Source organism: Streptomyces sp. SID10853 (assembly GCF_010548145.1).
Classification (GTDB): Bacteria; Actinomycetota; Actinomycetes; order Streptomycetales; family Streptomycetaceae; genus Streptomyces.
On sequence record NZ_JAAGLN010000093.1, the window covers coordinates 1 to 24,737 of the forward strand.

General features: G+C 71.8%; 17 protein-coding genes. 5 read left to right on the forward strand and 12 right to left on the reverse strand.

What is annotated here, in order from left to right; genetic code table 11:
* The 10 genes from G3I19_RS18895 to iolC form a co-directional block, all read right to left on the reverse strand.
* The coding region (locus G3I19_RS18895; protein ID WP_343235141.1) for an EamA family transporter at positions 1-957 on the reverse strand (957 nt) is incomplete at its 3' end.
* A gap of 213 nt (positions 958-1,170) precedes the next feature.
* On the reverse strand, positions 1,171-2,073 hold the full coding sequence (locus G3I19_RS18900) for an ABC transporter permease (protein ID WP_164264818.1): 903 nt from the start codon (positions 2,071-2,073) through the stop codon (positions 1,171-1,173).
* Entirely contained in the window at positions 2,070-4,682 is a 2,613-nt protein-coding gene (locus G3I19_RS18905) for an alpha/beta fold hydrolase (RefSeq protein WP_164264819.1), read from the reverse strand. Before G3I19_RS18905 ends, G3I19_RS18900 begins: the two co-directional genes overlap by 4 nt.
* 231 nt (positions 4,683-4,913) lie before the next feature.
* Positions 4,914-6,809: an alkaline phosphatase family protein gene (locus G3I19_RS18910; protein WP_164264820.1), complete on the reverse strand. Its 1,896-nt coding sequence runs from the start codon at positions 6,807-6,809 to the stop codon at positions 4,914-4,916.
* 192 nt (positions 6,810-7,001) lie between these two features.
* Complete coding sequence (gene efeB / locus G3I19_RS18915) at positions 7,002-8,258, reverse strand: iron uptake transporter deferrochelatase/peroxidase subunit (RefSeq protein WP_164264821.1); 1,257 nt, start codon at positions 8,256-8,258, stop codon at positions 7,002-7,004.
* A gap of 111 nt (positions 8,259-8,369) precedes the next feature.
* Positions 8,370-9,503, reverse strand: coding sequence for an EfeM/EfeO family lipoprotein (locus tag G3I19_RS18920; protein WP_239074533.1), 1,134 nt, complete (start codon positions 9,501-9,503; stop codon positions 8,370-8,372).
* A 394-nt stretch (positions 9,504-9,897) separates the two neighbouring features.
* Positions 9,898-11,397 (reverse strand): CoA-acylating methylmalonate-semialdehyde dehydrogenase, encoded by a 1,500-nt coding sequence (locus tag G3I19_RS18925; RefSeq protein ID WP_164264823.1) that lies wholly within the window; start codon positions 11,395-11,397, stop codon positions 9,898-9,900.
* A gap of 19 nt (positions 11,398-11,416) precedes the next feature.
* Positions 11,417-13,321, reverse strand: a complete 1,905-nt coding sequence (gene iolD, locus G3I19_RS18930; RefSeq protein ID WP_164264824.1) for a 3D-(3,5/4)-trihydroxycyclohexane-1,2-dione acylhydrolase (decyclizing) — start codon at positions 13,319-13,321, stop codon at positions 11,417-11,419.
* Positions 13,318-14,304, reverse strand: a complete 987-nt coding sequence (gene iolB, locus G3I19_RS18935) for a 5-deoxy-glucuronate isomerase (protein WP_164264825.1) — start codon at positions 14,302-14,304, stop codon at positions 13,318-13,320. Before iolB ends, iolD begins: the two co-directional genes overlap by 4 nt.
* The gene (gene iolC, locus G3I19_RS18940) at positions 14,301-15,347 is read right to left on the reverse strand and encodes a 5-dehydro-2-deoxygluconokinase (RefSeq protein WP_343235142.1); all 1,047 of its coding nucleotides are present in this window, start codon (positions 15,345-15,347) and stop codon (positions 14,301-14,303) included. The genes iolB and iolC overlap by 4 nt, the downstream gene beginning before the upstream one ends.
* Positions 15,348-15,777: 430 nt before the next feature.
* Here iolC and G3I19_RS18945 point away from each other — a divergent pair, with 430 nt between their 5' ends.
* Together G3I19_RS18945 and G3I19_RS18950 are read left to right on the forward strand one after the other, a co-directional pair.
* Positions 15,778-15,969 (forward strand): MerR family transcriptional regulator, encoded by a 192-nt coding sequence (locus tag G3I19_RS18945; protein WP_164264827.1) that lies wholly within the window; start codon positions 15,778-15,780, stop codon positions 15,967-15,969.
* Between the two features lie 147 nt (positions 15,970-16,116).
* A complete protein-coding gene (locus G3I19_RS18950; RefSeq protein WP_164264828.1) occupies positions 16,117-16,491 on the forward strand; it encodes a heavy-metal-associated domain-containing protein in 375 nt (124 codons plus the stop codon).
* A gap of 607 nt (positions 16,492-17,098) precedes the next feature.
* Here G3I19_RS18950 and G3I19_RS18955 read toward each other — a convergent pair.
* Positions 17,099-18,397: a citrate synthase gene (locus tag G3I19_RS18955; RefSeq protein ID WP_343235143.1), complete on the reverse strand. Its 1,299-nt coding sequence runs from the start codon at positions 18,395-18,397 to the stop codon at positions 17,099-17,101.
* Positions 18,398-18,530: 133 nt separating this feature from the next.
* Positions 18,531-20,801 (reverse strand): ATP-dependent RecD-like DNA helicase, encoded by a 2,271-nt coding sequence (locus tag G3I19_RS18960; protein WP_164264830.1) that lies wholly within the window; start codon positions 20,799-20,801, stop codon positions 18,531-18,533.
* A 258-nt stretch (positions 20,802-21,059) separates the two neighbouring features.
* Between G3I19_RS18960 and G3I19_RS18965 the strand changes: the two genes are divergently transcribed.
* From G3I19_RS18965 to G3I19_RS18975, 3 genes are all read left to right on the forward strand, one after another.
* Positions 21,060-22,163: a LacI family DNA-binding transcriptional regulator gene (locus G3I19_RS18965; RefSeq protein ID WP_164264831.1), complete on the forward strand. Its 1,104-nt coding sequence runs from the start codon at positions 21,060-21,062 to the stop codon at positions 22,161-22,163.
* On the forward strand, positions 22,160-23,731 hold the full coding sequence (locus tag G3I19_RS18970; RefSeq protein ID WP_164264832.1) for a sugar ABC transporter ATP-binding protein: 1,572 nt from the start codon (positions 22,160-22,162) through the stop codon (positions 23,729-23,731). The genes G3I19_RS18965 and G3I19_RS18970 overlap by 4 nt, the downstream gene beginning before the upstream one ends.
* The coding region (locus G3I19_RS18975; RefSeq protein WP_164264833.1) for an ABC transporter permease at positions 23,721-24,737 on the forward strand (1,017 nt) is incomplete at its 3' end. The genes G3I19_RS18970 and G3I19_RS18975, both read left to right, overlap by 11 nt.

Consider the following 24,737-nt stretch of genomic DNA (forward strand, 5'->3'; position numbering starts at 1 on the left):
CGCGGCCGCCGCGTCCAGCACCCTGGCCGGACGGCTGCGACGCCCGACGTCCGGACGGCTGCGGCGGCCGACCGGGGCGGAGACCAGGACAAGGCCGCCCAGCAGGAGCACCGCGCCCGCCACCCCCGGCGGGCTCAGCCGCTCCCCGAGCAGCGCGATCCCCAGCACCGTGGCGACCAGCGGTTCGGCCAGGCTGAGAGTGCCGGCCGTGGCGCCGCTGATGCGGACCACGCCCCGTGTGAACAGCAGATAGCCCAGCGCGGTCGTGGCCAGGCCCAGCCAGCCGACCAGGACCAGGGCACGTGGTTGGGCGAGCCCGTCCGGGTGGGCGAAGACCCAGGGCGAGACCAGGATGCCCGCGCACAGCACACTCGCCGGGGCGGCTGCCGTGGTGTCGGCGCCCCGGTCACCGAGCCGTTTGGTCGCCGAGATGTAGACGCCGAAGCTGGCTCCGGCGACCAGACCGAGCAGTACGCCCCCGCTGTCGGCCCGGCCGCCACCGGCAGGCACGAGCAGCAGCACGATGCCGCTGATCGCGCAGACGGTGCCGCAGGCCCACCGGCCGCTCAGCCGTTCGCCGTTCAGGATCCGCCCGCACATCCCGGTGACGACCGGGACCGTGCCGAAGGTGACGGCGGTCGCGAGGGCGGCGCCGCTGCGGTCCACCGCCTCCAGGAAGCACGCCTGGAAGGCCGCGGTGACCAGGATGCTCGCCAGCATCCACCACCGGGCCGTCCGCTGCCACAGGGTCCGGATCCCGGCCGGCCGCGCGGTGAACAGCCCGAGGACGAACCCCCCGACGAGCATCCGGCACGCGCCGATCGCCACGGGGGACGCACCGCTGTCCGCCAGGATCTCGGCAGGGCCGACCGTGCCCCAGAGGAAGGCGGCAGCCAGTACCGGCGGCACTCCGCCGTCGCGCACGGCCCGCCGGAGCTTGTCCGCTGTGCTTGTCACGCACTCTCATTCCGCAGAGCCGGGCAGGATCCGTGGCCCAGCACACCTCGGCGGCACACCCGGCGTTTCCTGGCCCCGACGCTAGGGGGTCCCGGCCCCCGGTCCCATAGGGAGAACCCACCAAGTCGGCACCCGGCGCGCACACCCCTTCCGGTGCTTCGCACAAGCGCCGTGCTCCGCTGTGTCCCCTGTGTCCTGCCGCGTCACGACGCGTCAGGACACGATGTCCTTGCGGGCGAACCCCCGGAAGGCCAGCGCGAAGAGCACCAGCGCGTACGCCACCGAGACGGCCGCGCCCTTGACCATGCCGCCCCATTCGAGCTGCGGCTGGAGTGCGTCGGCCCAGGCGAACTGCCAGTGCGCGGGCAGGAAGTCACGCCAGGAGCCGAGGGCGGTCACCGCGTCCAGGACGTTCCCGACGATCGTCAGACCGACCGCGCCGCCGACCGCGCCCAGCGGTGCGTCCGTCCTGGTGGAGAGCCAGAACGCCAGCGCAGCCGTGACCAGTTGGGACACGAAGATGAAGGCCACCACGAGCACGAGCCGCAGCACCGCTTCCCCCGCGGCGAGCGAGCCACCGGTGGGCAGCTCCAGGGGTCCCCAGCCGTACGCGACAGTGCCCACCGCGAGCGCCACCACCGGCAGCACGACCATCGCCGCGAGGCTGAAGACCAGCGCCACCGTGAGCTTGCTCCGCAGCAGCCGGGCGCGCGGCACGGGCGCGGCGAGCAGATAGCGCAGCGATGACCAGCCGGCCTCCGACGCCACGGTGTCGCCGCAGAACAGCGCGACCGGCACCACCAGCAGGAAGCCGGCCGACACGAACAGGCAGGTCGCCGAGAAGTTCGCCCCTGAGGCCGTCGCGGTGTCGAGCAGCGTCGGTCCGTTCCGGCCGCTGCCGCTGGGGGTGCCGCCGACGGCGAACGCCGCGACCAGGATGAACGGCAGGGCGACGAGCACCGCGCCCATCGCCAGCGTGCGGCGGCGCTTGAACTGCCGTTTCGCCTCGACCAGCAGCGGCAGCGTGTGCCGTGCGCGGTATCCGGGTGCGGTGGCTGTCGTGGGGTCCCGGTGGGCGGGGCCGTGGGCGGGGTCCGGAAGCGTGGTCGTGCTCATGCGGGCTGGCCTCCGATCAGGGTGAGGAACGCGTCCTCCAGGCGGCGGTGCGCTCCCACACCGGTCAACGGCACGTCCAGGCGCAGCAGTTCGGAGATGAGCGCGGCCGGGGTGGCGCCGTCGAGCCGTACGAGCAGTCCGTCACCGGTGCGTACGGCGGAGCCGATGCCGGGCAGCGCGGCCACCTTCCCGGCCAGGGCCTCGGTGATCTCCTCGGCCGAGGTGACGAGGAGGGTGTCCCCGCTGCCGGTGATCTCGGCGACGGGCCCGGCCTGTATGAGCTGCCCGTGGTCCATGACGACGAGATGGGTGCAGGACTGCTCGACCTCCGCCAGCAGATGGCTGGAGACGATCACGGTCCGGCCGTCGGCCGCGTACCGGATCATCACGTCCCGCATCTCGCGGATCTGCGGCGGGTCGAGGCCGTTGGTCGGCTCGTCCAGGATCAGCAGGTCGGGCAGGCCGAGCATGGCCTGGGCGATGGCGAGCCGCTGCCGCATGCCCTGCGAGTACGTACGGACCGCGCGGTCCAGCGCGTCGCCGAGCCCGGCGATCTCCAGCGCTTCGGCGACGTGCGAGTCCTCGGTGGGGCGGCCGGTGGCCTGCCAGTACAGCTCCAGGTTGGCCCGGCCGGAGAGGTGTGGCAGGAACCCGGCGCCCTCGACGAACGCGCCGACCCGCGAGAGGACCGGCGCACCGGGCCGGATCGGGTGGCCGAACACCCGGATCTCGCCGCCGTCCGGTGTGATGAGCCCCATCAGCATGCGCAGGGTGGTGGTCTTGCCCGCGCCGTTGGGCCCGAGCAGTCCGAGCACCTGGCCCTTGCCGACCTCGAAGGACAGGTCGCGGACCGCGTACCGGTCGGCGGACCTGGCGTACTTCTTGGTCAGCCCGGTGATCCGCAGCGGCAGCTCGGCCAGTGCCGGGTCGGGTGCGGCGGCGGACCTGCGCCGGGGGACGAGCAGCACGGCCGCGATCAGCGCGCCCAGCGCGGGAAGTCCCCACACCCACCAGGGGAATCCGGCGCTCGCCGTGCGCAGGGCGGGCACCGTGGGGACGGTCAGCGGCCCGGCCGCCGATACGGAGTACGTGGCGGGCGCCGCCGGGGACGCGTAGCCGAGGTCGGTCGACGCGAGGACCAACCGCAGCCGGTGCCCCGCCTCGACCTTGTGGTCGATGGCCGGCAGGGTCAGCTCGACCGTCCGGCCCGCCTTCGTGCCCGTGATCCGGACCGGGGTGACGAGCTGGTGGGGCAGCACCTGCTGCTTGCCGCCCGGCGGCACGTCGTACACCTTGGCGAAGAGCACCGCGTCCGGCGATGACGACCTGACTCTGACTCTGGCCTTCGGGGCGCCGGTGATGGTGCGGGCGGTGGTCAGCGGGGCGGAGTCGAAGTGCGCGTACTGGCCGGGCAGGTCCATGGAGAGCCCCACCCCGAGGCCGGAGAGCTGGGAGAGCGCGGCGACACCCGGCACGGCGGAGATCGACGGCGGGGCGCCGCCCGCCGGGTTCTCCACGGTCTGCTCCCGGCCGGTGAGCGCGAGCGGGTGCCCGCCGCTCTCCAGGCCCGGGTAGCGGTCGCTGCTCGCGCCCCGCAACTGGGCGGCGCCATCGGTCGAATCGACCCCGCCGGTGCGGGTCACGCGGAAGGCCGGGCCGGTGTCGGCGGCCTTGTCGCCCTTGAGGTAGCGGTCGAACCAGGAGGCGATCCGCCCGTTGATCCGGCCGCCCTCCTCGTCGCCGCCGTCATGCCCGCCGGCGATCCAGTCGACCGAGACGGGCGCGCCGTTGGCCTTGATCTGCTTCGCCGCCGCGTCGGCCTGGCTGAGCGGGAAGAGGGAGTCGGTCTGGCCCTGGACGAGCAGCGAGGGCACCTTGATCCTGCTGCCGACCGCCGACGGGCTCCGCGCCTCCAGCTCCTTGCGGGCGGCGGCGTCCGGCTTGCCGCTCTCGGCGACCCGGTCGTACATCGAGCAGAGCTGCTTCTCGAAGCGGGCGCAGCCGCCGCCGGAGTTGATGAAGATCCCGGCCCAGAGCTTCTTGAACACCCCGTCGGGGAAGAGCGCGTCGGCCAGGTTCCAGTAGGTGATCTGCGGTGCGATGGCGTCGACCCGGTGGTCGTACCCGGCGGCGAGCAGCGAGATCGCACCACCGTACGAGGCACCGGTGACGCCGACGCGCGGGTCGCCGGGCTTGTCCAGCTGGACCTCGGGGCGGGCCGCCAGCCAGTCGATGAGCCGCGACACGTCCTTGACCTCGCGCGACGGGTCGTTGAGCCCGATGGCGCCGGTCGACTTCCCGAAGCCGCGCGCCGACCAGGTCAGCACCGCGTACCCGTGCCGCGCCAACTGCTCGGCCTGGGACTTCACATCGTCCTTGCTGCCACCGAAGCCGTGCCCGATGAGCACGGCGGGGCGCCGCCCCGAGCCGCCGGCCGTGAAGTACGACGTGTCGATACGCACCCCGTCCACCGCCATCAGCCGGTCCGAGCGGTGCACGGGCGCGGGCCCGTCGGACGCGACAGCCGTCCACGTACCGGCCCCGAGGAGGACGGCAAGCACGGCGGCCACGCAGACGAGCACCCGGCCACGGGGTTTGCGTAGCTTCATGCCTGAACCCTAGGCGGCCCCTCGGACAACGCGACGGGCCACCGGGTGGAAGTACCCGGCGTACTGCCGCAGTACCCGGGCCGGTCGCCGTACCGCGGCGGGAGTAGCGGGGCGCCACGAACGGGCGGGGGCGGCCGGTTGCACCCCCGCCGGTACCCGGAGGCCCCCGCCCGTCACCCGCCGTTTTCCCCGGGCCGGGCTCCTCCGGGGGCGCGGCGCTGTCGGGCGCGCTCAGCCGTCCGTACGGTTCCTGCGGCGGCGCAGTACGAGCGCGGTGCCTCCCGCCGCCAGTACCAGTGCGGCTCCGATGCCGGTCGATACGGCGGCCGACGACGTCGTGCTCGCCGCGAGGTCCCGTGAGGTGAGGTCGGAGCGGGTGGCCGGTCCTGTTGTCCGGGTGGCCGCCGGCGCGTGCGGACGTGACCCCTGGGCCGGGATGCGCCGGACCGATTGCACCGATCCGTCCGTGTTGAGCAGTACCTGCTTGTTGTTCGGGTGCCTGAAGTCGAAGGCCGACGTCAGGGAGCCCGCGCGGGCGTCGAAGGAGGCGTCCCCGATGCGGCCCGTGTGCCAGTTGTCCTCGATGAAGCGGGTGACCGAAGCCTGTTCGGTGCGGGTGTGGTCGACCGAATTGACCTTGCTGTACGGGGAGATGACAAGCAGCGGCTGCCTGGTGCCGGGGCCGCAGCGGTCGGCGTAGCCGCCCGCCGCGCGGGGGCCCGCCTGGCAGGCGGGGCTGTCGGTGGCCTTCCCGTTGGAGCCGGTCGTGGTGTCCTTCGAGCCGTTCCGCGGCTTCGCGTACGCGTGGTCGTACCAGCCGTCCGAGTCGTCGTAGGCGACGACGACGGCGGTGTCCTTCCACTCCGGGGACTTCTGGAGCTTGTTGATCCGGTCGACGAGGAAGTGCTGTTCGTCGGTCGGGTCCGAGTATCCGGCGTGGCCGTCCTGGAACTCCGACGCCTTGAGGAAGCTGACCGCGGGCAGCCGGTCCGCCTTCAGCGCGGCGTCGAAATCGGTCAGGTCGTAGTTGTGGTTCGCGCGCCCGCTGTGGCCGATCTCGCTGACGTTCTTCGGGGCCAGGTGGTGCGGGTTGGACGTGGACCGGTAGTACTGGAAGGGCGAGTGGTGCGGGCTGTAGTCGACGGACGCGGCGCCGCCCACATTGGTGTGGGTGCTTCCCGAGCACTTCGCGTAGTCGCCCTGCTTGCCGTCCCAGGCGGTGCTGGGCCGGAAGCCGCCCTGGAACCAGCCCCAGCTGACGTCCTTCTTGTTCAGCAGGTCACCGATGTTGCTGCCGTGCATCACGGCGAGCGCGTTCTTGCTGGTGTGATCGCTGTTCGAGCAGTCGTCGTACGCCGGGTCGGGGTCGTTGGTGACCGTGCCGACGCCCTTGGCGTCCGGTGAGACGACCGTGTACGCGTCGGGCTTCGCCGTCTGCTTCGGGTGCTCGGTGCCGGACGCCGGGTCGACGGAGGTCACGCCGTGCGTCTGGCCGGAGATCAGATTGAGCGCACCGGGCGTGGAGGGACCGTAGTTGGAGCTGTACGCGTTGTCGCCCAGGGAGTAGTGCTGGGCGTAGTTCCACAGTCCGGTGACCGTGTTGCCGTCGTAGTAGTCCATGACCAGGCCGGGCTCGCCGAAGAGGTTGCCCGAGCACTTTCCGGAGTCGGTGTTCTGGACGTACTGGTCGGCTCTGCCGCCGTTGGCCGCGTACTGCTCGGGCCCGTAGTTGTGGTTCTGGTCGCAGGTCAGCGCCTGCGAGGCGGAGAGCCGGCGGGGCGTGTACTGGTTCGGGTTCTTCTTCAGCAGCCCGGCGTTGCTCAGGGTGTTGATGTTCTTCGGGGTGCGCGGGTCCGCCCTGAACGTGGTGCCGTCGGTGTTGGCCGCCTTCGGGTACGTACCGAAGTAGTGGTCGAACGAGACGTTCTCCTGGAAGATCACCACCAGGTGCTCGACCGGGGTGGCCGTCGTCCCGTGGCTGCCGCCCTGGTGCCCGTGGCCCGGTCCGTGCGCGTCCGCGAACGCGGGGGCCGGGCCCCCGAGGACGGTGAGCGCCGCGGCTCCGGCGATGGCGCCCCACCGTATCGCCCGCCGTCCGGGCCCCGCCGTTCTCCCTGTGCTGACCATGCTCTCCGTGCCTCCGCTGTGGGCTGCCGTGATCGTGCTTACGCGGAGGATGCTGCGCGCCCGCCACGACCGGGCGGCTGCGCGTCCGTGTCGCCGGGGTGAACAGCCAGTCACGAAGTCCGGGGGAAGACTTGACCGTTCCTTGGTGCGGGAATTCCTGGGACAGGTCGCCGGACAGGCCCCGGACAGGTCCTAGGCGAGCAGGGCCCGGCCCAGCCAGTCCGTACGGTCGCGGACACCCGGCAGGGCGAAGAAGTAGCCCCCGCCGAACGGCTTGATGTAGTCCACCAGCGGCTCACCGGCCAGCCTCTTCTGCACCGTCTCGAACTGCCGGGCCAGATCCTGCTGGTAGCAGCAGAAGAGCAGCCCCATGTCGAGGTTGCCGTTGGAGTCCATACCCCGGTCGTAGTTGTACGCGCGCCGCAGCAGCCGCTGCCCCTCGGTCCTCGGTGTCCGCGGGTTGGCCATCCGGATATGGCTGTCCAGCGGGATCACATCGCCCTTCGGGTCCTGCGCGTACCGCGGGGAGTCGGACTCGTGGTTCCCGTCGAGCGGGGCGCCGGTGTCGCGGACGCGGCCGAACATCCGCTCCTGCTCGGTCAGCGAGACCCGGTCCCAGAACTCCACCAGCATCCGGATCAGCCGCACCACCTGGTAGCTGCCTCCGGCCGTCCAGCCGGGCTCGGCACCCGCGCCCACCCAGACGAGCCGCTCCATCGCCGAGGCGTCCGCGGCGTCGGGGTTGGCCGTACCGTCCTTGAACCCCAGGAGGTTACGGGGTGTTCCGCTGGGCCGGGCCGGGCTGCTGAAGCCGTCCATCCGCCAGCGCACCTGCATCGCGCCCCGGGTGTGCCGTGCGATGTCGCGCAGGGCGTGCAGCACCACATCGGGGCTGTCCGCGCTGAGCTGCACACTGAGGTCGCCGTGGCACTCGGCCTGGACGAGGTCGTCGTCGGGGAAGGACGGCATGGCGGTGAGCCGCAGCGGCTTGCGGGCGTGCAGCCCGAAGCGGTCGTCGAAGAGGGACGCGCCGACTCCGGCCGTGACGGTCAGCCCGCCGGCGGGGACCTGTGGCCCGAGCACACCGGAGTCGCTCGGCGGTGCGGTGATACCGAGCGGGGGCGGGGTGCCTCCGGTGGCGAGGAAACGGGCCCGCGAGGTGAGGGTACGCAGCAGCTCGGTGAGGTCCCGGCGGCCGTCGGCGGTGACGTCGAAGGCCACGAACACCGTGGCCCGCCGCGGAGCTTCGAGGATTCCCGCCTGATGGGCGCCGTGGAAGTCGGTACGGGAGGCGGCGGCCGGTGCGTCCGTGGTACCGCCCGGGGCGGCGGACGTGGCGGGCCGGTCCGCACCCACCAGGGCGGCCCCCGCTGCCACGGATCCCACCCCCAGCGCCGCACTGCGCAGGAACCCGCGCCTGCGCACCTCGTTCGCGCCGTTCCCGCTCATGCCGCTCCTTCCGCCGTTCATGTGCCGCCGTCCCCTGTACCGCGGTCCCACGTACCGCAGTCCCGCATGCTTTCGTCCCGCACACTGTCCCGCAAGCCATTGCTCATGTGCTCATGCTGTTCTGCGCAAGTCGCAGAGGGCTGCCACCCGGGACAGCAGCTCGGTCGCCTGGCTGACGTCGGCGTCGAGCCGCTCCCGGTCGGCGGTCTTCAGCCGGTCCACCGGGGTCCACCTGCCGTCGTGGCGCGATCCGTCCAGCGTGCGCCGGGTGCGGTCCAGCCAGGAGTCCAGGCGCGGCAGCTCCGGATCGCGCGTGGTGAGCAACGGACGCAGCACCGAGAGCAGTTCACGTGTTCCGTCGAGGTTGGCGTGGGCAGTGGCCAGGCTGGTGCCGCTGCCGCGGTCGGTGCGTCCGGTCAGTTCGGACTGGAGGGTGTTCTCCAGGACTTCATGGGCGCGCAGCCCCAGATCCGCGGGGTCCATGCGCTGCTGCGGCCAGCCGTCGCGCAGTGCGCGGACCGCCGTGTCGAGCCGGTCGGCCGGGCCGCGCAGCGCAGCGGCTGACTCGCCGTGCCACAGCCCGTACTCGACCCGGTGGAAGCCCTGGAACCCGGGGTCGTGCGGCCCGCCGGGCAGCCCGGCCCCGGTGCCGTTGATGGCGGTATCGGCGTCGCCGAACGTGCCGTACGCCGCGCCCATCCGCTCGTACACCAGATGCGCCGGCAGCCATGCCGCACGGGCCGCCGCAAGGTCCCCGCGGTCGACGGCCCTCCTCAGTACGGCGGTCTTCCGGGCGAGTTCGGCGGCGCGGGCGCCGATCCACTTCTGGTAGGCGAGGGTCGGCGGGACCAGGTCGTGCTCGGTCACCGGCACCGCGTGCGGGCCGCTCCCCCGCACGCTGCCCGCGATGCGCACGGTGGGGCCGTGCACCGCCTCCGCGTCGTCGGGCAGACAGCTGAAGGCGTACGAACCACCGCCGAGCACCACCCGCATCTGCCGGGTCGTACCGGGCGCGAGTCCCTCGGTCTCCGCGTAGACGGCGCCCGTACGGGGGTCGGTGAGGTCCACCTCGGCGGGCCCTGTGGAGGTGTTCGTCAGGTCGAAGACCTGGGTCCCCGGGTGCGGGCGGGTCCAGCCGCGGCCGCAGGAGCCGGGCGAGACCTCGACAGCTGTGTGGCGCAGCCCGTCGGACACGGCGGCGGCCGGGTGCCCGGCCGGGGCGCCGGACCCGTCGGTGGCGAGCAGCGCGCCGAGGGCCACCGCGACGGCCGTGGCGACGACGGCCGCCGCCCTCCATATCCGGCGGCCGACAGCGGGGCCCTTACCGGAGCCACGGATGGGGCCAGGACCGGAGCCAGGACCGGAGGCGGAGCCAGAGCCGGAGCCGGGACCGGGGGCGGAGCCGGAGCCAGGGCCGGTACCGGCAGCGCTGGTGGGCACAGGGTGGCTCCGTTCGTACGGCATACAAGCGGGGGCGGTCGGACGCCGTCATGCTAGGCATCCGTCCCGCCCCCGAACTGCCGTACGGGAGCCGTCCCGGGGTGAGTTCCCCGAGAGTTCACCACCGCGCCATACGGCCGTCAGCGGTGAACGGGCTCCGGTACCGGTATCCGGTACCGGCACCGGTATCGGGACCGGCTCAGTGGTTGCTCGGGAAGCCCAGGTCGACGCCCGCGGGGGCGTCCGCCGGGTCGGGCCAGCGGGTGGTGACGACCTTGCCGCGGGTGTAGAAGTGCACCCCGTCGTTGCCGTAGATGTGGTGGTCGCCGAAGAGCGAGTCCTTCCAGCCGCCGAAGGAGTGGTAGCCGACCGGGACCGGGATCGGCACGTTGACGCCGACCATGCCGGCCTCGACCTCCAGCTGGAAGCGGCGGGCCGCGCCGCCGTCCCGGGTGAAGATCGCGGTGCCGTTGCCGAACGGCGAGGCGTTCATCAGCGCCACGCCCTCCTCGTACGTGTCGACGCGCAGCACGCACAGGACCGGGCCGAAGATCTCGTCCTTGTACGCGTCCGACTCGGTGGACACCCGGTCGAGCAGCGACAGGCCGATCCAGTGGCCGTCCTCGTGGCCCTCGACGGTGAACCCGGTGCCGTCCAGGACGACTTCGGCGCCCTGCGCGGCCGCGCCCGTGACGTACGAGGCGACCTTGTCGCGGTGTGCCCTGGTGATCAGCGGGCCCATCTCGGACGACGGGTCGTTGCCGGGGCCGATCGTGATCTTCTCGGCGCGCTCGCGGATCTTCGCGACCAGCTCGTCGGCGACGGAGCCGACGGCGACGACCGCGGAGATCGCCATGCAGCGCTCACCCGCCGAGCCGTACGCGGCGGAGACGGCGGCGTCGGCCGCGGCGTCCAGGTCGGCGTCGGGCAGCACCAGCATGTGGTTCTTGGCACCGCCGAGTGCCTGGACGCGCTTGCCGTGCGCGGTGGCGGTGGCGTGGATGTGGCGGGCGATCGGGGTGGAGCCGACGAAGGAGACCGCGGCGACGTCCGGGTGGCTCAGCAGTCCCTCCACGGCGACCCTGTCACCGTGCAGCACGTTCAGCACGCCGTCCGGCAGGCCCGCCTCGGTGGCCAGCTCGGCCAGCAGGTTCGCGGCCGACGGGTCCTTCTCGCTGGGCTTCAGTACGAAGGTGTTGCCGCAGGCGATGGCCAGCGGGAACATCCACATCGGCACCATGGCAGGGAAGTTGAAGGGCGTGATGCCGGCGACGACACCGATCGACTGCCGGATCGACGAGACGTCGACCCGGCTGGAGACCTGGGTGGACAGCTCGCCCTTGAGCTGGGTGGTGATCCCGCAGGCCAGCTCCACGATCTCCAGACCGCGGGCGACCTCGCCGAGCGCGTCGGAGTGCACCTTGCCGTGCTCGGCAGTGATCAGCGCGGCGATCTCGTCACGGTGGGCGTCGAGGAGCGCCCGGTAGCGGAAGAGGACCGTGGTGCGCGCGGAGAGCGAGGAGGTCCCCCACGTCGTGTACGCGGCCTTCGCCGATGCGACCGCGGCGTCCACCTCGGCCTCGGAGGCCAGCGCGACCTGGGTGGTGACGGCGCCGGTCGCCGGATCGGTGACCTGACCCCAGTTGCCCGACGTGCCGTCGACGGCCCTGCCACCGATCCAGTGGTTGACGGTCTTCATGGTGAACGCTCCTAAAGCCTTAGAGATGACGGCGTCGGGCTGCGACCTGCCGGTCGTACTCCTCCCGGGCCCCGACCGCCGAGGGGCGAGTGGCGGTCTCGGCCACAGGAACATCCCACCATGCCTGCGGCGGGGGCGGCCCCGACACTGTGTCTGCCGTTTCGGTCTCCACGTAGACACATGTGGGACGGTCCGACGCCCGTGCGGCGGCCAGGGCTTCGCGCAGGTCACGCAGGGTCTTGGCACGCAGCACATCGAGCCCGAGACTGGCCGCGTTGGCCGCCAGGTCGACGGGCAGCGGGTCGCCGGTGTACGTGCCGTCCGGGGCCCGGTAGCGGTACGCCGTGCCGAAGCGTTCGGCGCCCACCGACTCCGAGAGGCCCCCGATCGAGGCGTACCCGTGGTTCTGCAGGACCACCACATTGACCGGGAGGCCCTCCTGGACCGCGGTGACGATCTCGGTGGGGTTCATCAGATAGGTGCCGTCGCCGACCAGCGCCCAGACCGGCCGTCCTGGAGCCGCCAGCTGGACACCGATCGCGGCGGGGATCTCGTAGCCCATACAGGAGTAGCCGTACTCGACGTGGTACTGGTCGGCGGAGCGGGTCCGCCACAGCTGGTGCAGGTCCCCGGGGAGCGAGCCCGCCGCGTTGATGACGATGTCGTCGCCGGTCACCAGCGCGTCGAGCGCCCCGAGCACCTGCGTCTGGGTGGGCGCGGCGTCCTCGCTGCCCGTGTAGGCGGCGGTGACCCGTACCTCCCACTCCGCCTTCGCCGCCCGGTAGCCGCGCTCGTACGCCTCGGACACCCGGTGGCCGGTGAGCGCGCCGGTCAGCCGCTCGATGGCGGCGCGGGCGTCGGCGACGAGCGGCAGCGCGGACAGCTTGTGCGCGTCGGACCCGGCGATGTTGATGTTGACGAACCGGACGCCCGGGTGCTGGAAGAGCGTCCCCGAGGCAGTGGTGAAGTCGGTGTAGCGGGTGCCGACCCCGATGACCAGGTCGGCGGCGCGGGCCAGCCCGTCGGCGGTGGCGGTGCCGGTGTGGCCGATGCCTCCGACGTCCGCCGGGTGGTCGTACGGCAGGGCGCCCTTGCCCGCCTGGGTGGAGGCCACCGGGATGCCGGTCCCTTCGGCGAGGGCGCGCAGGGCGTCCTGGGCGCCGCTGTGGCGTACCCCGCCGCCCGCGATGATCAGCGGGCGCCGGGCGGCGCGGACCGCGGCGACCGCGTCGGCGAACTCGGTGGCGTCCGGCCGTCGTACGGGCACCCGCCAGACCCGCTCGGCGAAGAACTCCTCCGGCCAGTCGTACGCCTCGGCCTGTACGTCCTGCGGCAGCGCGAGCGTCACGGCGCCGGTCAGCTCCGGATCGGCGAGGACCCGCATCGCGGCGAGCGCGGCCGGGATCAGCGCCTCGGGGCGGGTGATCCGGTCGAAGTACTTGGAGACAGGACGCAGGCAGTCGTTGACGGACAGGTCGCCCGCGTACGGGACTTCGAGCTGCTGGAGCACCGGGTCGGCCGGGCGGGCCGCGAACGTGTCGCCGGGGAGCAGCAGCACCGGCAGGTGGTTGACGGAGGCGAGGGCGGCGCCGGTGACCAGGTTGGTGGCGCCGGGTCCGATGGAGGTGGTGACGGCGTGCGCGGAGAGCCGGCCCGACTGCCGGGCGTAGCCGACGGCCGCGTGCACCATCGCCTGCTCGTTGCGGCCCTGGTGGTACGGCATCGCGCCCCGGCCGGTCTCGGTGAGCGCCTGGCCGATCCCGGCGACGTTGCCGTGGCCGAAGATGCCCCAGGTGGCCGCGATCAGCCGCTGCCGGCGGCCGTCGCGCTCGGTGTACTGGCGTGCCAGGAAGGCCACCAGGGCCTGGGCGGTGGTCAGCCGGCGGGCGGCCGGGGCGTGGCCGCCGGCCTGACGGTCGGTCATCGGCGGTCCTCCTGTGCTGCGTTGCCGTACAGCGGGAGCCTCGGGTCGACGGGCTCCGTCTCCCAGGTCTGCCGGATCCAGCTGTGGTCGGGGTGGTCGCTGATCAGCCACACGCGCTCGGCGCCGGGCCCCGCCATCACATTGAGGTAGTACATGTGGTGGCCGGGCGTGGCCATCGAAGGGCCGTGCCAGCCGTCCGGGATCAGCACCGTGTCACCGCTGCGGACTTCGGCGAGCAGATCGGTGCCGCCCGGCCTGGACGGGGAGACCCGGTGGTATCCGGGGCCGCCGTCGGCGATCTCGAAGTAGTAGATCTCCTCCAGGACCGACTCCTCGCCTGGGCGGTACTCGTCGTGCTTGTGCGGCGGGAAGGAGGACCAGTTGCCGCCGGGGGTGAGCACCTCGACGGCGATCAGCCGGTCGCAGGCGAAGGTGTCGGCGGCCGCGAAGTTGTTGACCTGGCGCGAGCAGCTGCCGCTGCCGCGCAGCTCGACGGGAACCTCCGGCGCGGGGCCGTAGCGGGCGGGGAGTCGTCGCTCGCACTTCGCTCCTGCCAGGGCGAAGCGGCCTCCCGCACCGGAGGAGATCTGCGCGCGGGCGTCGCGCGGCAGGTAGGCGAAGTCGGTGACTCCGGCGAACACCCCTGCCCTGCCCCGCAGTTCGAAGCTCTCCCCGTCGACAAGGACGGTACAGCCCCCGGTGAGCGGCAGCACGATCCATTCGCTGTCCGCCGTGGAAAGACGGTGTGAACCCCCGGGGGCCAGCTCCAGGATCCGCAGCGCCGACCGGTCCCAGCCGGCCCGCTCGGGGCCGATGTCCAGGGCGTACGGGGCACGGGCCGCGCTGCCCGCCCGTACCAGCGGATCCGTGTCGCGCGGAGAGGCGTCGGACGGGGCGGTGTTCTGCCGTCGGCCGTCGGACGGAGCGGTGTTCTGCCCTCGGCCGTCCGACGGGGCTGTGCCCTGCCGTCGGTCGTCGTTCATTCGTCCCTCCCGGGTGGCTGGAGCAGACCCCCGGCGATGTCCACGGCGCCCGCCACGTCCGCGCCCGCGGGGCAGGGGCGTACGTCCCTGAGGGCCGCTTCGACCTCGGACGGGTAGGGCATCGCGGACGAGCAGGCCAGCCGGGACGCGACGATCGCGCCGGCCGCGTTGGCGTACCGCATGGTGCGCTCCAGGTCCCACCCGGCGAGCAGCCCGTGGCAGAGCGCGCCGCCGAACGCGTCGCCCGCGCCGAGGCCGTTGACCACTTCCACCGGCAGCGGCGGCACCTCGGCGCTGCGGCCGTCCCGGTGCACGGCGAGGACGCCGCCCGGGCCCTGTTTGACGACGGCCAGCTCCGGTCCGCGGGCGAGCAGCGCCTCGGCCGCCGCGCGGGGTTCGCGCTCACCGGTGGCGATCTCGACCTCGTCGATGTTGCCGACGGCCACTGTGGCGTGGCGCAGCGCGCCGAGGTAGTGCGGCTTCGGGTCGTCGGACCAGAACATCGGGCGCCAGTCCAGGTCGAAGACGGCGGCGCGAGGCTCCTGCGGTGTGGCCCGCGGCTGTTCGGGCACGGCCGCGCGGGCGGCCAGCGCGGTGAGGGTCGCCGTACGGCTGGGCTCGGCGCAGAGGCCCGTCCCGGTCATCCAGAACACCCGCGCGGCCCGGATCTCCCCGAGGTCCAGCTCCTCCCCGTACAGCTCCAGATCGGGCGCCTTGGGCTGCCGGTAGAAGTACAGCGGGAAGTCGTCCGGCGGGAACACCTCGCAGAAGGTCACCGGGGTGGGCAGGCCGGGTACCGCGGTCACCCAGCGGTCGTCGACGCCGAAGGCCCGCAGCTCCTGGTGGAGATACTCACCGAACGGGTCGGCGCCCGTCCGGGTGACGACCGCCGTCCGGTGCCCCAGCCGCGCGGCCGCGACGGCGACATTCGTCGCGGAGCCGCCGAGGAACTTGCCGAAGGTGTCGACCCGCGCCAGTGGGACGCCGGCCTGCAAGGGGTAGAGGTCCACCCCGATCCGGCCCATCGTGATCAGGTCGTACACCCTGCACGTCCTCTCCATCGGCGGGCAGCCCCCGGCCCCGCGGCCGGACGACCGGGCCCGGGTAACGGGCCCTCAGGTCTAACTCCCCCCTCGGACCCCTGTCAACGCATTGTCCGGACATTCGGACGAATGCGCGCAGCGCCGGGCCGGGGCCGCTCGTCCATCGGACCAGGGCCGGGGGCCGGCCGCCGGATCCGCACGCGTTCGCCCCTATTTCCTCATGTGCCGCTTGAGTCACAGGAGTTACCTTCCCGTCACGCATGTCCGCGTTACGCGGCCTTTCGGTCACAGGAGGTCAACAGCTCCTCCGTCGCCCTCTTAGGACCCCGTTGTCCGGGGAGAGGCTGAATTGATCACCAATGCGCAGCCCCGCGCGACTCCCCCGACGGCCCCCAGGCCGGCGTCGCGCGGCAGGCAGGGAGGTACGGGTATGACCGACCGGAAGCTCTGGTCCTACAAGGAGATCGCCGCACACATCCGGGTACAGCCGGACACCGTGCGCTCGTACCGGAAACACGGGCTGCTGCCGCCGCCCGACCAGGTGGAGCACGGCAAGCCCTACTGGTACGCGGAGACCATCCGGCTCTGGGTGTCACGCAGGCCCAGCAACAGAGGCCGTTAGAGGCTGTCCGGCGGCGCGCCCCGCGCCCCGCGCCCGCGGCACGATCCGCCGGACAGCCCCCAGGGCCCAACGGGCGGGCCCCGGTGGCCGCCGGGAGCCCCGTGCGCCCCATGGGGAGGTACGAACATCCGCACAGAGGAGAGCAGCATGAGCGCCGAGACAGAGACTTCCCAGCCCGGGGCTCCCCGGCCCGGCATCGCCTATCTCGGGAACCCGCAGTCCGGCCCGCCCGCCGAGACCGCCGAGCCCGCCCCCGCGTCCGGCTGCTGCGGCGGCGGGTGCTGCGGCGGCGGTACGGAGGCCGAGGCGGGCGGGGTCACCGCCGTCTACCGGGTGACCGGGATGGACGGTGAGCACTGCGAGGGCGCCGTCTCGCTCGAAATCGCCGAGCTGGCAGGCGTCACGGGCGTCACGGCCGACGCCACCACCGGACAGGTCACCGTGGTCTCGCAGGCCCCGCTGGACGAGGGGACCGTGCGCTCGGTGCTGGACGAGGCGGGATACGGACTCGCGGGACACTGACCCGCCGGACACCGGCCCGCCGGACGCGGGCTCACGGACCGCGCCCGGCTCCGGTGCCCGTTACGTGGAGATCTCCTGGTGGCCGGGGTGCCCGGCCACCTCTGCGGGAGGTATAGCCATGGCCATCTCTTGGCTGTTCGTAGTGACAAACAGCCCGGAATTGCGTACCTTCACAGGACGTTCACAACGAGATTCACATCACACGTTTTGGGGGGTAACCATTCCGGTGCCTCGAGTGTCTAAGTGAACGATGCCAAGGATGTCTTGGGGGACGTCCGGTGGAACATCTTGGGGGATGTTCCGGGCAAGCGTTGGCCGGGGCACGTGCTGCGGGGAGCTTGAGCGGCCCACCCGTCGAGTACGTACCCCGGCAGACCGCACGCCGTGGCAGCAGCAGTGGTACGTGGAGTGGCATCTGCGCCCAACAGACGCCCGGACCGGATCCCGTGGGGGGAATCCGCCCGGGGAAACGGGAAGCGCCCCGTATCGTCGACCCGTGGGGGGATCGACGGCGGGGCGCTTTTCGGTTGCCGTGCTGCGGGTGCGGCCGCCGTACAGAACGACGGCGACCGCGGCGCAGAGCAGCCTCAGTGCGGAACGACCGGTGTCAGCGGCCTTCGACCGGCGTGAAGTCGCGCAGGACCTCACCGGTGTAGATCTGGCGCGGGCGGCCGATGCGGCTGCCGGGCTCCTTGATCATCTCGTGCCACTGGGCGATCCAGCCGGGCAGCCGGCCGATCGCGAACAGCACGGTGAACATCTCGGTCGGGAAGCCCATGGCGCGGTAGATCAGGCCCGTGTAGAAGTCCACGTTCGGGTAGAGCTTCCGCTCGACGAAGTACTCGTCGGCCAGCGCGTGCTCCTCCAGCTTCAGCGCGATGTCGAGCAGCTCGTCATCCTTGCCGAGGGCCGAGAGGACATCGTGCGCCGCAGCCTTGATGATCTTCGCCCGGGGGTCGAAGTTCTTGTAGACGCGGTGCCCGAAGCCCATGAGCTTCACGCCGTCTTCCTTGTTCTTCACCTTGCGGATGAAGGTGTCGACGTCGCCGCCGGACTGCTTGATGCCTTCGAGCATCTCCAGCACCGACTGGTTGGCGCCACCGTGCAGCGGGCCCCACAGCGCGCTGATACCGGCGGAGATCGAGGCGAACATGTTCGCCTGCGAGGAGCCGACCAGGCGCACGGTGGACGTCGAACAGTTCTGCTCGTGGTCCGCGTGCAGGATGAACAGCTTGTCCAGCGCGGAGACGACGACCGGGTCCGGCACGTACTCCTGCGAGGGGACCGAGAAGGTCATCCGCAGGAAGTTCTCCACGTACCCGAGGTCGTTGCGCGGGTAGACGAAGGGGTGGCCGATCGACTTCTTGTACGCGTACGCCGCGATGGTCGGAAGCTTGGCGAGGAGGCGGATCGTCGAAAGGTGACGCTGCTCCTCGTCGAAGGGGTTGTGGCTGTCCTGGTAGAACGTGGACAGCGCGCTGACCACCGAGGACAGCATCGCCATCGGGTGCGCGTCACGCGGGAAGCCGTCGAAGAAGCGCTTGACGTCCTCGTGCAGCAGCGTGTGCTGGGTGATCTCGTTCTTGAAGGTCGACAGCTCGTCGACCTGGGGGAGCTCACCGTTGATCAGCAGGTAGGCCGTCTCGAGGAAGCTGGACTGCTCGGCCAGCTGCTCGATCGGGTAACCGCGATAGCGCAGGATGCCCTGCTCGCCGTCGAGGTAAGTGATCGCGGATTTATAGGCGGCCGTGTTGCCGTATCCGCTGTCCAGTGTCACCAGCCCGGTCTGGGCTCGGAGCTTCCCGATGTCGAAGCCCTGGTCGCCGACGGTGCTGTCGATCACCGGGTAGGTGTGCTCGTCATCGCCGTACCGCAGTACTACAGCCTTGTTAGCGTTCTCGCTCACGTCATCCCTCACCGACGTAGTGCCTCTTCTTCGAGGTGCCCTGACTGTCTCTACCATCCCCCACTTGGCTCAGCAGAGTGCACTCGGGGTCGCCCGTTGGGCTATTTGGCGGCACTGAGTGCCGCCAACCTACTTATCCTGCCCTCTTCGCCCCGGTTCCGGAACCCCGGGGTGACGATTCCCACGGTCCGCCGTCCACGCCGCCTCCCGCCAGTCTGTGGCCCAGCGCCGTGAACCGCCTGCCCGCGGAGACCGTGCGGACCGCCTGGCCGATCGCCTTGCGGGAGCCGACCAGGACGACCAGCTTCTTCGCCCGCGTGACGGCCGTATAGAGCAGATTGCGCTGGAGCATCATCCAGGCACCCGTGGTGACCGGGATGACCACGGCGGGATACTCACTGCCCTGCGAGCGGTGGATCGTCACCGCGTACGCGTGCGCCAGCTCGTCCAGCTCGTCGAACTCGTACTCCACCTCCTCGTCCTCGTCGGTGAGCACGCTCAGCTTCTGGTCCTCGGGGTCGAGCGAAGTGACCACGCCCACCGTGCCGTTGAAGACGCCATTGGCGCCCTTGTCGTAGTTGTTGCGGATCTGGGTGACCTTGTCGCCGACGCGGAAGACGCGGCCGCCGGACCGCTTCTCGGGCAGGCCCGGCCTGGCGGGGGTGATCGCCTGCTGGAGCAGTCCGTTGAGCGTGCCCGCGCCGGCCGGGCCGCGGTGCATGGGGGCCAGCACCTGGATGTCCCGCCGCGGGTTCAGCCCGAACTTCTGCGGGATGCGGCGGGCCGCCACATCGACCGTGAGCCGCCCGGCCTCCCCCGTCTCGTCCTCCACGAACAGGAAGAAGTCCGGCAGGCCCTGGGTGACCGGGTGCACCCCGGAGTTGATCCGGTGGGCATTGGTGACCACACCCGACTGCTGGGCCTGGCGGAAGATCCTGGTCAGCCGGACACTCGGCGCCGGGCTTGTGGCCGCCAGCAGATCGCGCAGCACCTCACCGGCGCCGACGGACGGCAGCTGGTCCACATCGCCGACGAGCAGCAGATGCGCCCCCGGGGCGACGGCCTTGACCAGCTTGTTGGCGAGGAGGAGATCGAGCATCGACGCCTCGTCCACCACGACCAGATCCGCGTCGAGCGGGCGGTCCCTGTCGTACGCGGCGTCACCGCCCGGCTTCAGTTCGAGCAGGCGGTGCACCGTGGACGCCTCGGCGCCGGTCAGCTCGGCGAGCCGCTTGGCCGCACGGCCGGTGGGCGCCGCGAGCACCACCTTGGCCTGCTTGGCGCGGGCCAGCTCGACCACGGAGCGGACCGTGAAGGACTTGCCGCAGCCGGGGCCCCCGGTCAGCACCGCGACCTTCTCGGTCAGCGCGAGGCGGACCGCGGCCTGCTGCTCGGGCGCCAGCTCGGCGCCGGTACGCCCGGCCAGCCAGACCAGCGCCTTCGCCCAGTCGACGTCGCGGAAGGCGGGCATCCGGTCCTGCTCGGTGCGCAGCAGCCTGACCACCTGGGACGCGAGCGAGATCTCGGCCCGGTGGAAGGGGACCAGATAGACCGCGGTGACCTGCTCGTCGCCGCCTTCGGGCCCCGGCACCCGCTCCCGTACGACGCCCTCGTCGGCGGCCAGCTCGGCCAGACAGTCGATGACGAGCCCGGTGTCGACCTGGAGGAGCTTGACCGCGTCGGAGATCAGCTGCTCCTCGGGGAGGAAGCAGTGGCCCTGGTCGGTGGACTGGGAGAGCGCGTACTGAAGGCCGGCCTTGACGCGCTCCGGCGAGTCGTGCGGGATGCCGACGGCCTGGGCGATGCGGTCGGCGGTGAGGAAGCCGATACCCCAGACGTCGGCCGCCAGGCGGTACGGCTCGTTCCGCACGACGGAGATCGACGCGTCGCCGTACTTCTTGTAGATCCGGACGGCGATGGAGGTGGAGACCCCGACCCCCTGGAGGAAGATCATCACTTCCTTGATCGCCTTCTGCTCCTCCCAGGCGGCGCCGATCATCTTCGTCCGCTTGGGTCCGAGCCCCGGCACCTCGATGAGGCGCTTGGGCTCCTGCTCGATGATGTCGAGCGTGTCAAGACCGAAGTGTGTGGTGATCCGGTCGGCCATGACCGGGCCGATGCCCTTGATCAGCCCGGAGCCGAGATAGCGGCGGATGCCCTGGATGGTGGCGGGCAGGACCGTCGTGTAGTTCTCCACGGTGAACTGCTTGCCGTACTGGGAGTGGGAGCCCCAGTGGCCCTCCATGCGCAGCGACTCGCCGGGCTGGGCACCGAGCAGTGAGCCGACGACGGTCAGCAGGTCGGCGCCGCGGCCGGTGTCGACGCGGGCGACCGTGTAGCCGTTCTCCTCGTTGGCGTAGGTGATCCGCTCCAGGACCCCTTCCAGCACTGCCATGTTGGACATGGTCCGACGTTACCGCCGGGGTCCGACAGCCCGGTACGGAGCACCGGACACGGTCCGTCCGGACGCCCGGCCCGCCGTCGCCCCGGTCATCGTCCCCGGCGACCCCGGCCATCGCCCCGACCGTCAGGCCCGACCACAGCGCCCGACCATCACGATCGGGTCACGGAGTGCCGGGCTCCTCTTGACCGCCGCCCATGTAATCGATTCCAATCTCCCGTGTAATCGATTCCATGCGGCCCACAAGGAGGTGGTCCAGCGATGGCGAGCATCAAGGACGTCGCAGCCGGCGCGGAGGTCTCCGTCGCCACGGTGTCCCGGGTACTCAACGGTCATCCGTCGGTCAGGCCCGACACCCGCGCCCGGGTGATGGCCGCCGTGGAGGCCCTCGGTTACCGGCCGAACGCGGTGGCCAGGTCCCTGCGCACCCAGCAGACCCGCACCCTCGGCCTGGTCATCAGCGATGTGCTGAACCCGTACTTCACCGAGCTGGCCCGCTCCGTCGAGGACGAGGCCCGCGCGCACGGCTACAGCGTGATCATCGGCAACGCCGACGAGCAGCCCGCCCTCCAGGACCACCACATCCGCACCCTCGTCGACCGCCGGATAGACGGGCTGCTGGTCAGCCCCACCGACGGTGGCTCACCCCTGATGCTCGACGCGGTCAGGGCCGGCGTGCCGATGGTCTTCGTGGACCGCTGGATCCCGGGCGTGGACGTCCCCGTCGTACGGTCCGACGGGCGCGGCGCCGTCCGCGACCTGGTCGCCCACCTGTACGCGCTGGGCCACCGCAGGCTCGCCATCATCGCGGGCCCGGCCACGACCACCACAGGCAGCGAGCGCGTGGACGCCTTCCGCGAGGCGCTGCACGAGCACGGGCTGCCCCTCCCGGACGCCAGGATCGGACACGGCGACTTCCAGGCGGACAGCGGGCGCCGCGAGGCGGCCCGGCTGCTGGCGCTCGCCGAGCCCCCCGACGTGATCTTCGCCGCCGACAATCTGATGGCGCTCGGCGCGATGGACGCGATCCGCGCCCGGGGGCTGCGCATCCCGCAGGACATCGCACTGGCCGCCTTCGACGACATCCCCTGGTTCGTGCACACCGACCCGCCGATCACCGCCATCGCCCAGCCGACCGGCGAACTCGGCCGGGCCGCCGTACGCGCCCTCATCGACCGGCTCGACGGCCGGGAGCCGCACTCCGCGATCCTCCCGGCCCAGCTCGTGGTCCGCCGCTCGTGCGGCGAACCCCCGCCCGCCACCGGCGCCGCATCCCCCGCGAGCGCCCCCGTCCCCACGGCCGCGTCCCCCGCGGCGCAGCCGCCCGTGTCCCCCGCCCGCACGCCGAACAGGAGCAACCGGTGAACGTCCCCGACGAGTTGCTGCGTATCGAAGGCATACGCAAGACCTTCCCCGGAGTGGTCGCACTCGACAGCGTCGACTTCGACCTGCGCCGCGGCGAGGTCCATGTCCTGCTCGGCGAGAACGGCGCGGGCAAGAGCACCCTCATCAAGATGCTCTCCGGCGCCTACCGCCCCGACAGCGGCAGGGTCTTCGCCGAGGGGCGCGAGGTCCGGATCCACAGCGCGCAGGACGCCGAGCGCCTCGGGATCGCCACGATCTACCAGGAGTTCAACCTGGTGCCCGACCTGACGGTCGCCGAGAACATCTTCCTCGGCCGCCAGCCGCGTCGCTTCGGGATGATCGACCGGGCCAGGATGGAGCAGGACGCCGCCGGGCTGCTGGCCCGGGTCGGCCTCGACATCGCGCCCCGTACCAAGGTCCGTGAACTGGGCATCGCCCGGCTCCAGATGGTGGAGATCGCCAAGGCGCTGAGCCTCGACGCCCGGGTCCTGATCATGGACGAGCCGACCGCCGTGCTCACCTCCGGCGAGGTGGAGAAGCTGTTCGGGCTGGTCCGCGCGCTCCGCGCGGACGGCGTCGGGATCGTCTTCATCACCCACCACCTCGAAGAGATCGCCGCACTCGGCGACCGGGTCACGGTGATCCGCGACGGCCGCAGCGTCGGCCAGGTCCCCGCCGACACCCCGGAGGACGAGCTGGTGCGGCTGATGGTCGGCCGCAGCATCGAGCAGCAGTACCCGCGGGAGCGCCCGGCCGCCACGGATGACCCCGGCACCGAGGCCGCCGATGCGCCGCTGCTCTCCGTACGCGGTCTGGGCAGGGACGGGGTCTTCCACGACATCACCTTCGAGGTGCGGGCCGGTGAGGTCGTCGGCATCGCCGGGCTCGTCGGGGCCGGCCGGACCGAGGTCGCCCGCGCGGTCTTCGGCGCCGACCCGTACGACAGGGGCACCGTCGACGTCGCCGGCAGACGGCTCCCCCGGCACGACGTGAACGCGGCGATGGGCGCCGGGATCGGCCTGGTCCCCGAGGACCGCAAGGGCCAGGGCCTGGTGCTCGACGCCTCGGTCGAGGAGAACCTCGGCCTGGTCACGCTGCGCTCCGCCACCCGCGCGGGCCTCGTCGACATCAAGGGCCAGCAGACCGCGGCGGCCCGGGTCGCCGGACAGCTCGGTGTCCGGATGGCCGGACTCGGCCAGCAGGTGCGCACCCTGTCCGGCGGCAACCAGCAGAAGGTCGTCATCGGCAAGTGGCTGCTCGCCGACACCAGGATCCTCATCCTGGACGAGCCGACGCGCGGGATCGACGTCGGCGCCAAGGTCGAGATCTACCAGCTCATCAACGAGCTGACGGCATCCGGCCACGCGGTCCTGATGATCTCCAGCGATCTGCCCGAGGTGCTCGGTATGAGCGACCGGGTGCTGGTGATGGCTCAGGGCCGGATCGCCGGTGAACTCCCCGCCCACGAGGCGACCCAGGACGCGGTGATGGCACTCGCCGTCAGCGCGGCAGCCCCCCACAGTCCCCACAACGAAGTGAAGGAAGCAGAGGGTTCCCGTGACCACTGACACGCTCAAGAGCACTACGGGCGCGAGTGGCGCCTCTGCGGTCGTCCGCCGCGTCCTGCTCGACAACGGCGCGCTGAGCGCCCTGGTCGTCCTGGTGGTGGCGATGTCGCTGCTCTCCGGCGACTTCCTGACCACCCAGAACCTGCTCAACGTCGGTGTGCAGGCCGCCGTGACCGCGATCCTCGCGTTCGGTGTCACCTTCGTCATCGTCTCGGCGGGCATCGACCTCTCGGTCGGCTCGGTCGCCGCGCTCTCCGCGACCGTGCTGGCCTGGACGGCGACCTCCGAGGGGATACCGGTCTGGATCGCGGTGATCCTCGCCGTCGCGACCGGCATCGCCTGTGGTCTGGTCAACGGCGTACTGATCTCGTACGGCAAACTCCCGCCGTTCATCGCGACGCTGGCCATGCTCTCCATCGGCCGCGGTCTCTCGCTGGTCATCTCGCAGGGCAGCCCGATCGCCTTCCCCGGCTCGGTCTCCTCGCTCGGTGACACCCTCGGCGGCTGGCTGCCGGTCCCGGTCATCGTGATGATCGCGATGGGCCTGATCACGGCGCTGATCCTGGCCCGTACGTACATCGGCCGCTCCATGTACGCCATCGGCGGCAACGAGGAGGCCGCCAGGCTCTCCGGGCTGCGGGTCAAGCGGCAGAAGCTCGCCATCTACGCGCTCTCCGGGCTCTTCGCGGCCGCCGCGGGCATCGTCCTCGCGTCCCGGCTCTCCTCCGCGCAGCCGCAGGCCGCGGACGGGTACGAGCTGGACGCCATCGCCGCCGTCGTCATCGGCGGGGCCAGTCTGGCGGGCGGTGTCGGCAAGGCGTCCGGCACGCTGATCGGCGCGCTGATCCTCGCGGTGCTCCGCAACGGGCTCAACCTCCTGTCGGTTTCGGCGTTCTGGCAGCAGGTCGTGATCGGTGTGGTCATCGCGCTCGCCGTCCTGCTCGACACGCTGCGCCGGCGCGCCGGGTCGGGTGCGGGCGCCGGCGGTGCCACCGCGGGTGCCGGG

Coding starts and splice junctions, on each gene's coding strand:
- G3I19_RS18900 (WP_164264818.1), bottom strand. CDS start 2,073: ATGAGCACGACCACGCTTCCGGACCCCGCCCACGGCCCCGCCCACCGG.
- G3I19_RS18905 (WP_164264819.1), bottom strand. CDS start 4,682: ATGAAGCTACGCAAACCCCGTGGCCGGGTGCTCGTCTGCGTGGCCGCC.
- G3I19_RS18910 (WP_164264820.1), bottom strand. CDS start 6,809: ATGGTCAGCACAGGGAGAACGGCGGGGCCCGGACGGCGGGCGATACGG.
- efeB (WP_164264821.1), bottom strand. CDS start 8,258: ATGAGCGGGAACGGCGCGAACGAGGTGCGCAGGCGCGGGTTCCTGCGC.
- G3I19_RS18925 (WP_164264823.1), bottom strand. CDS start 11,397: ATGAAGACCGTCAACCACTGGATCGGTGGCAGGGCCGTCGACGGCACG.
- iolD (WP_164264824.1), bottom strand. CDS start 13,321: ATGACCGACCGTCAGGCCGGCGGCCACGCCCCGGCCGCCCGCCGGCTG.
- iolB (WP_164264825.1), bottom strand. CDS start 14,304: ATGAACGACGACCGACGGCAGGGCACAGCCCCGTCGGACGGCCGAGGG.
- G3I19_RS18945 (WP_164264827.1), top strand. CDS start 15,778: ATGACCGACCGGAAGCTCTGGTCCTACAAGGAGATCGCCGCACACATC.
- G3I19_RS18950 (WP_164264828.1), top strand. CDS start 16,117: ATGAGCGCCGAGACAGAGACTTCCCAGCCCGGGGCTCCCCGGCCCGGC.
- G3I19_RS18960 (WP_164264830.1), bottom strand. CDS start 20,801: ATGTCCAACATGGCAGTGCTGGAAGGGGTCCTGGAGCGGATCACCTAC.
- G3I19_RS18965 (WP_164264831.1), top strand. CDS start 21,060: ATGGCGAGCATCAAGGACGTCGCAGCCGGCGCGGAGGTCTCCGTCGCC.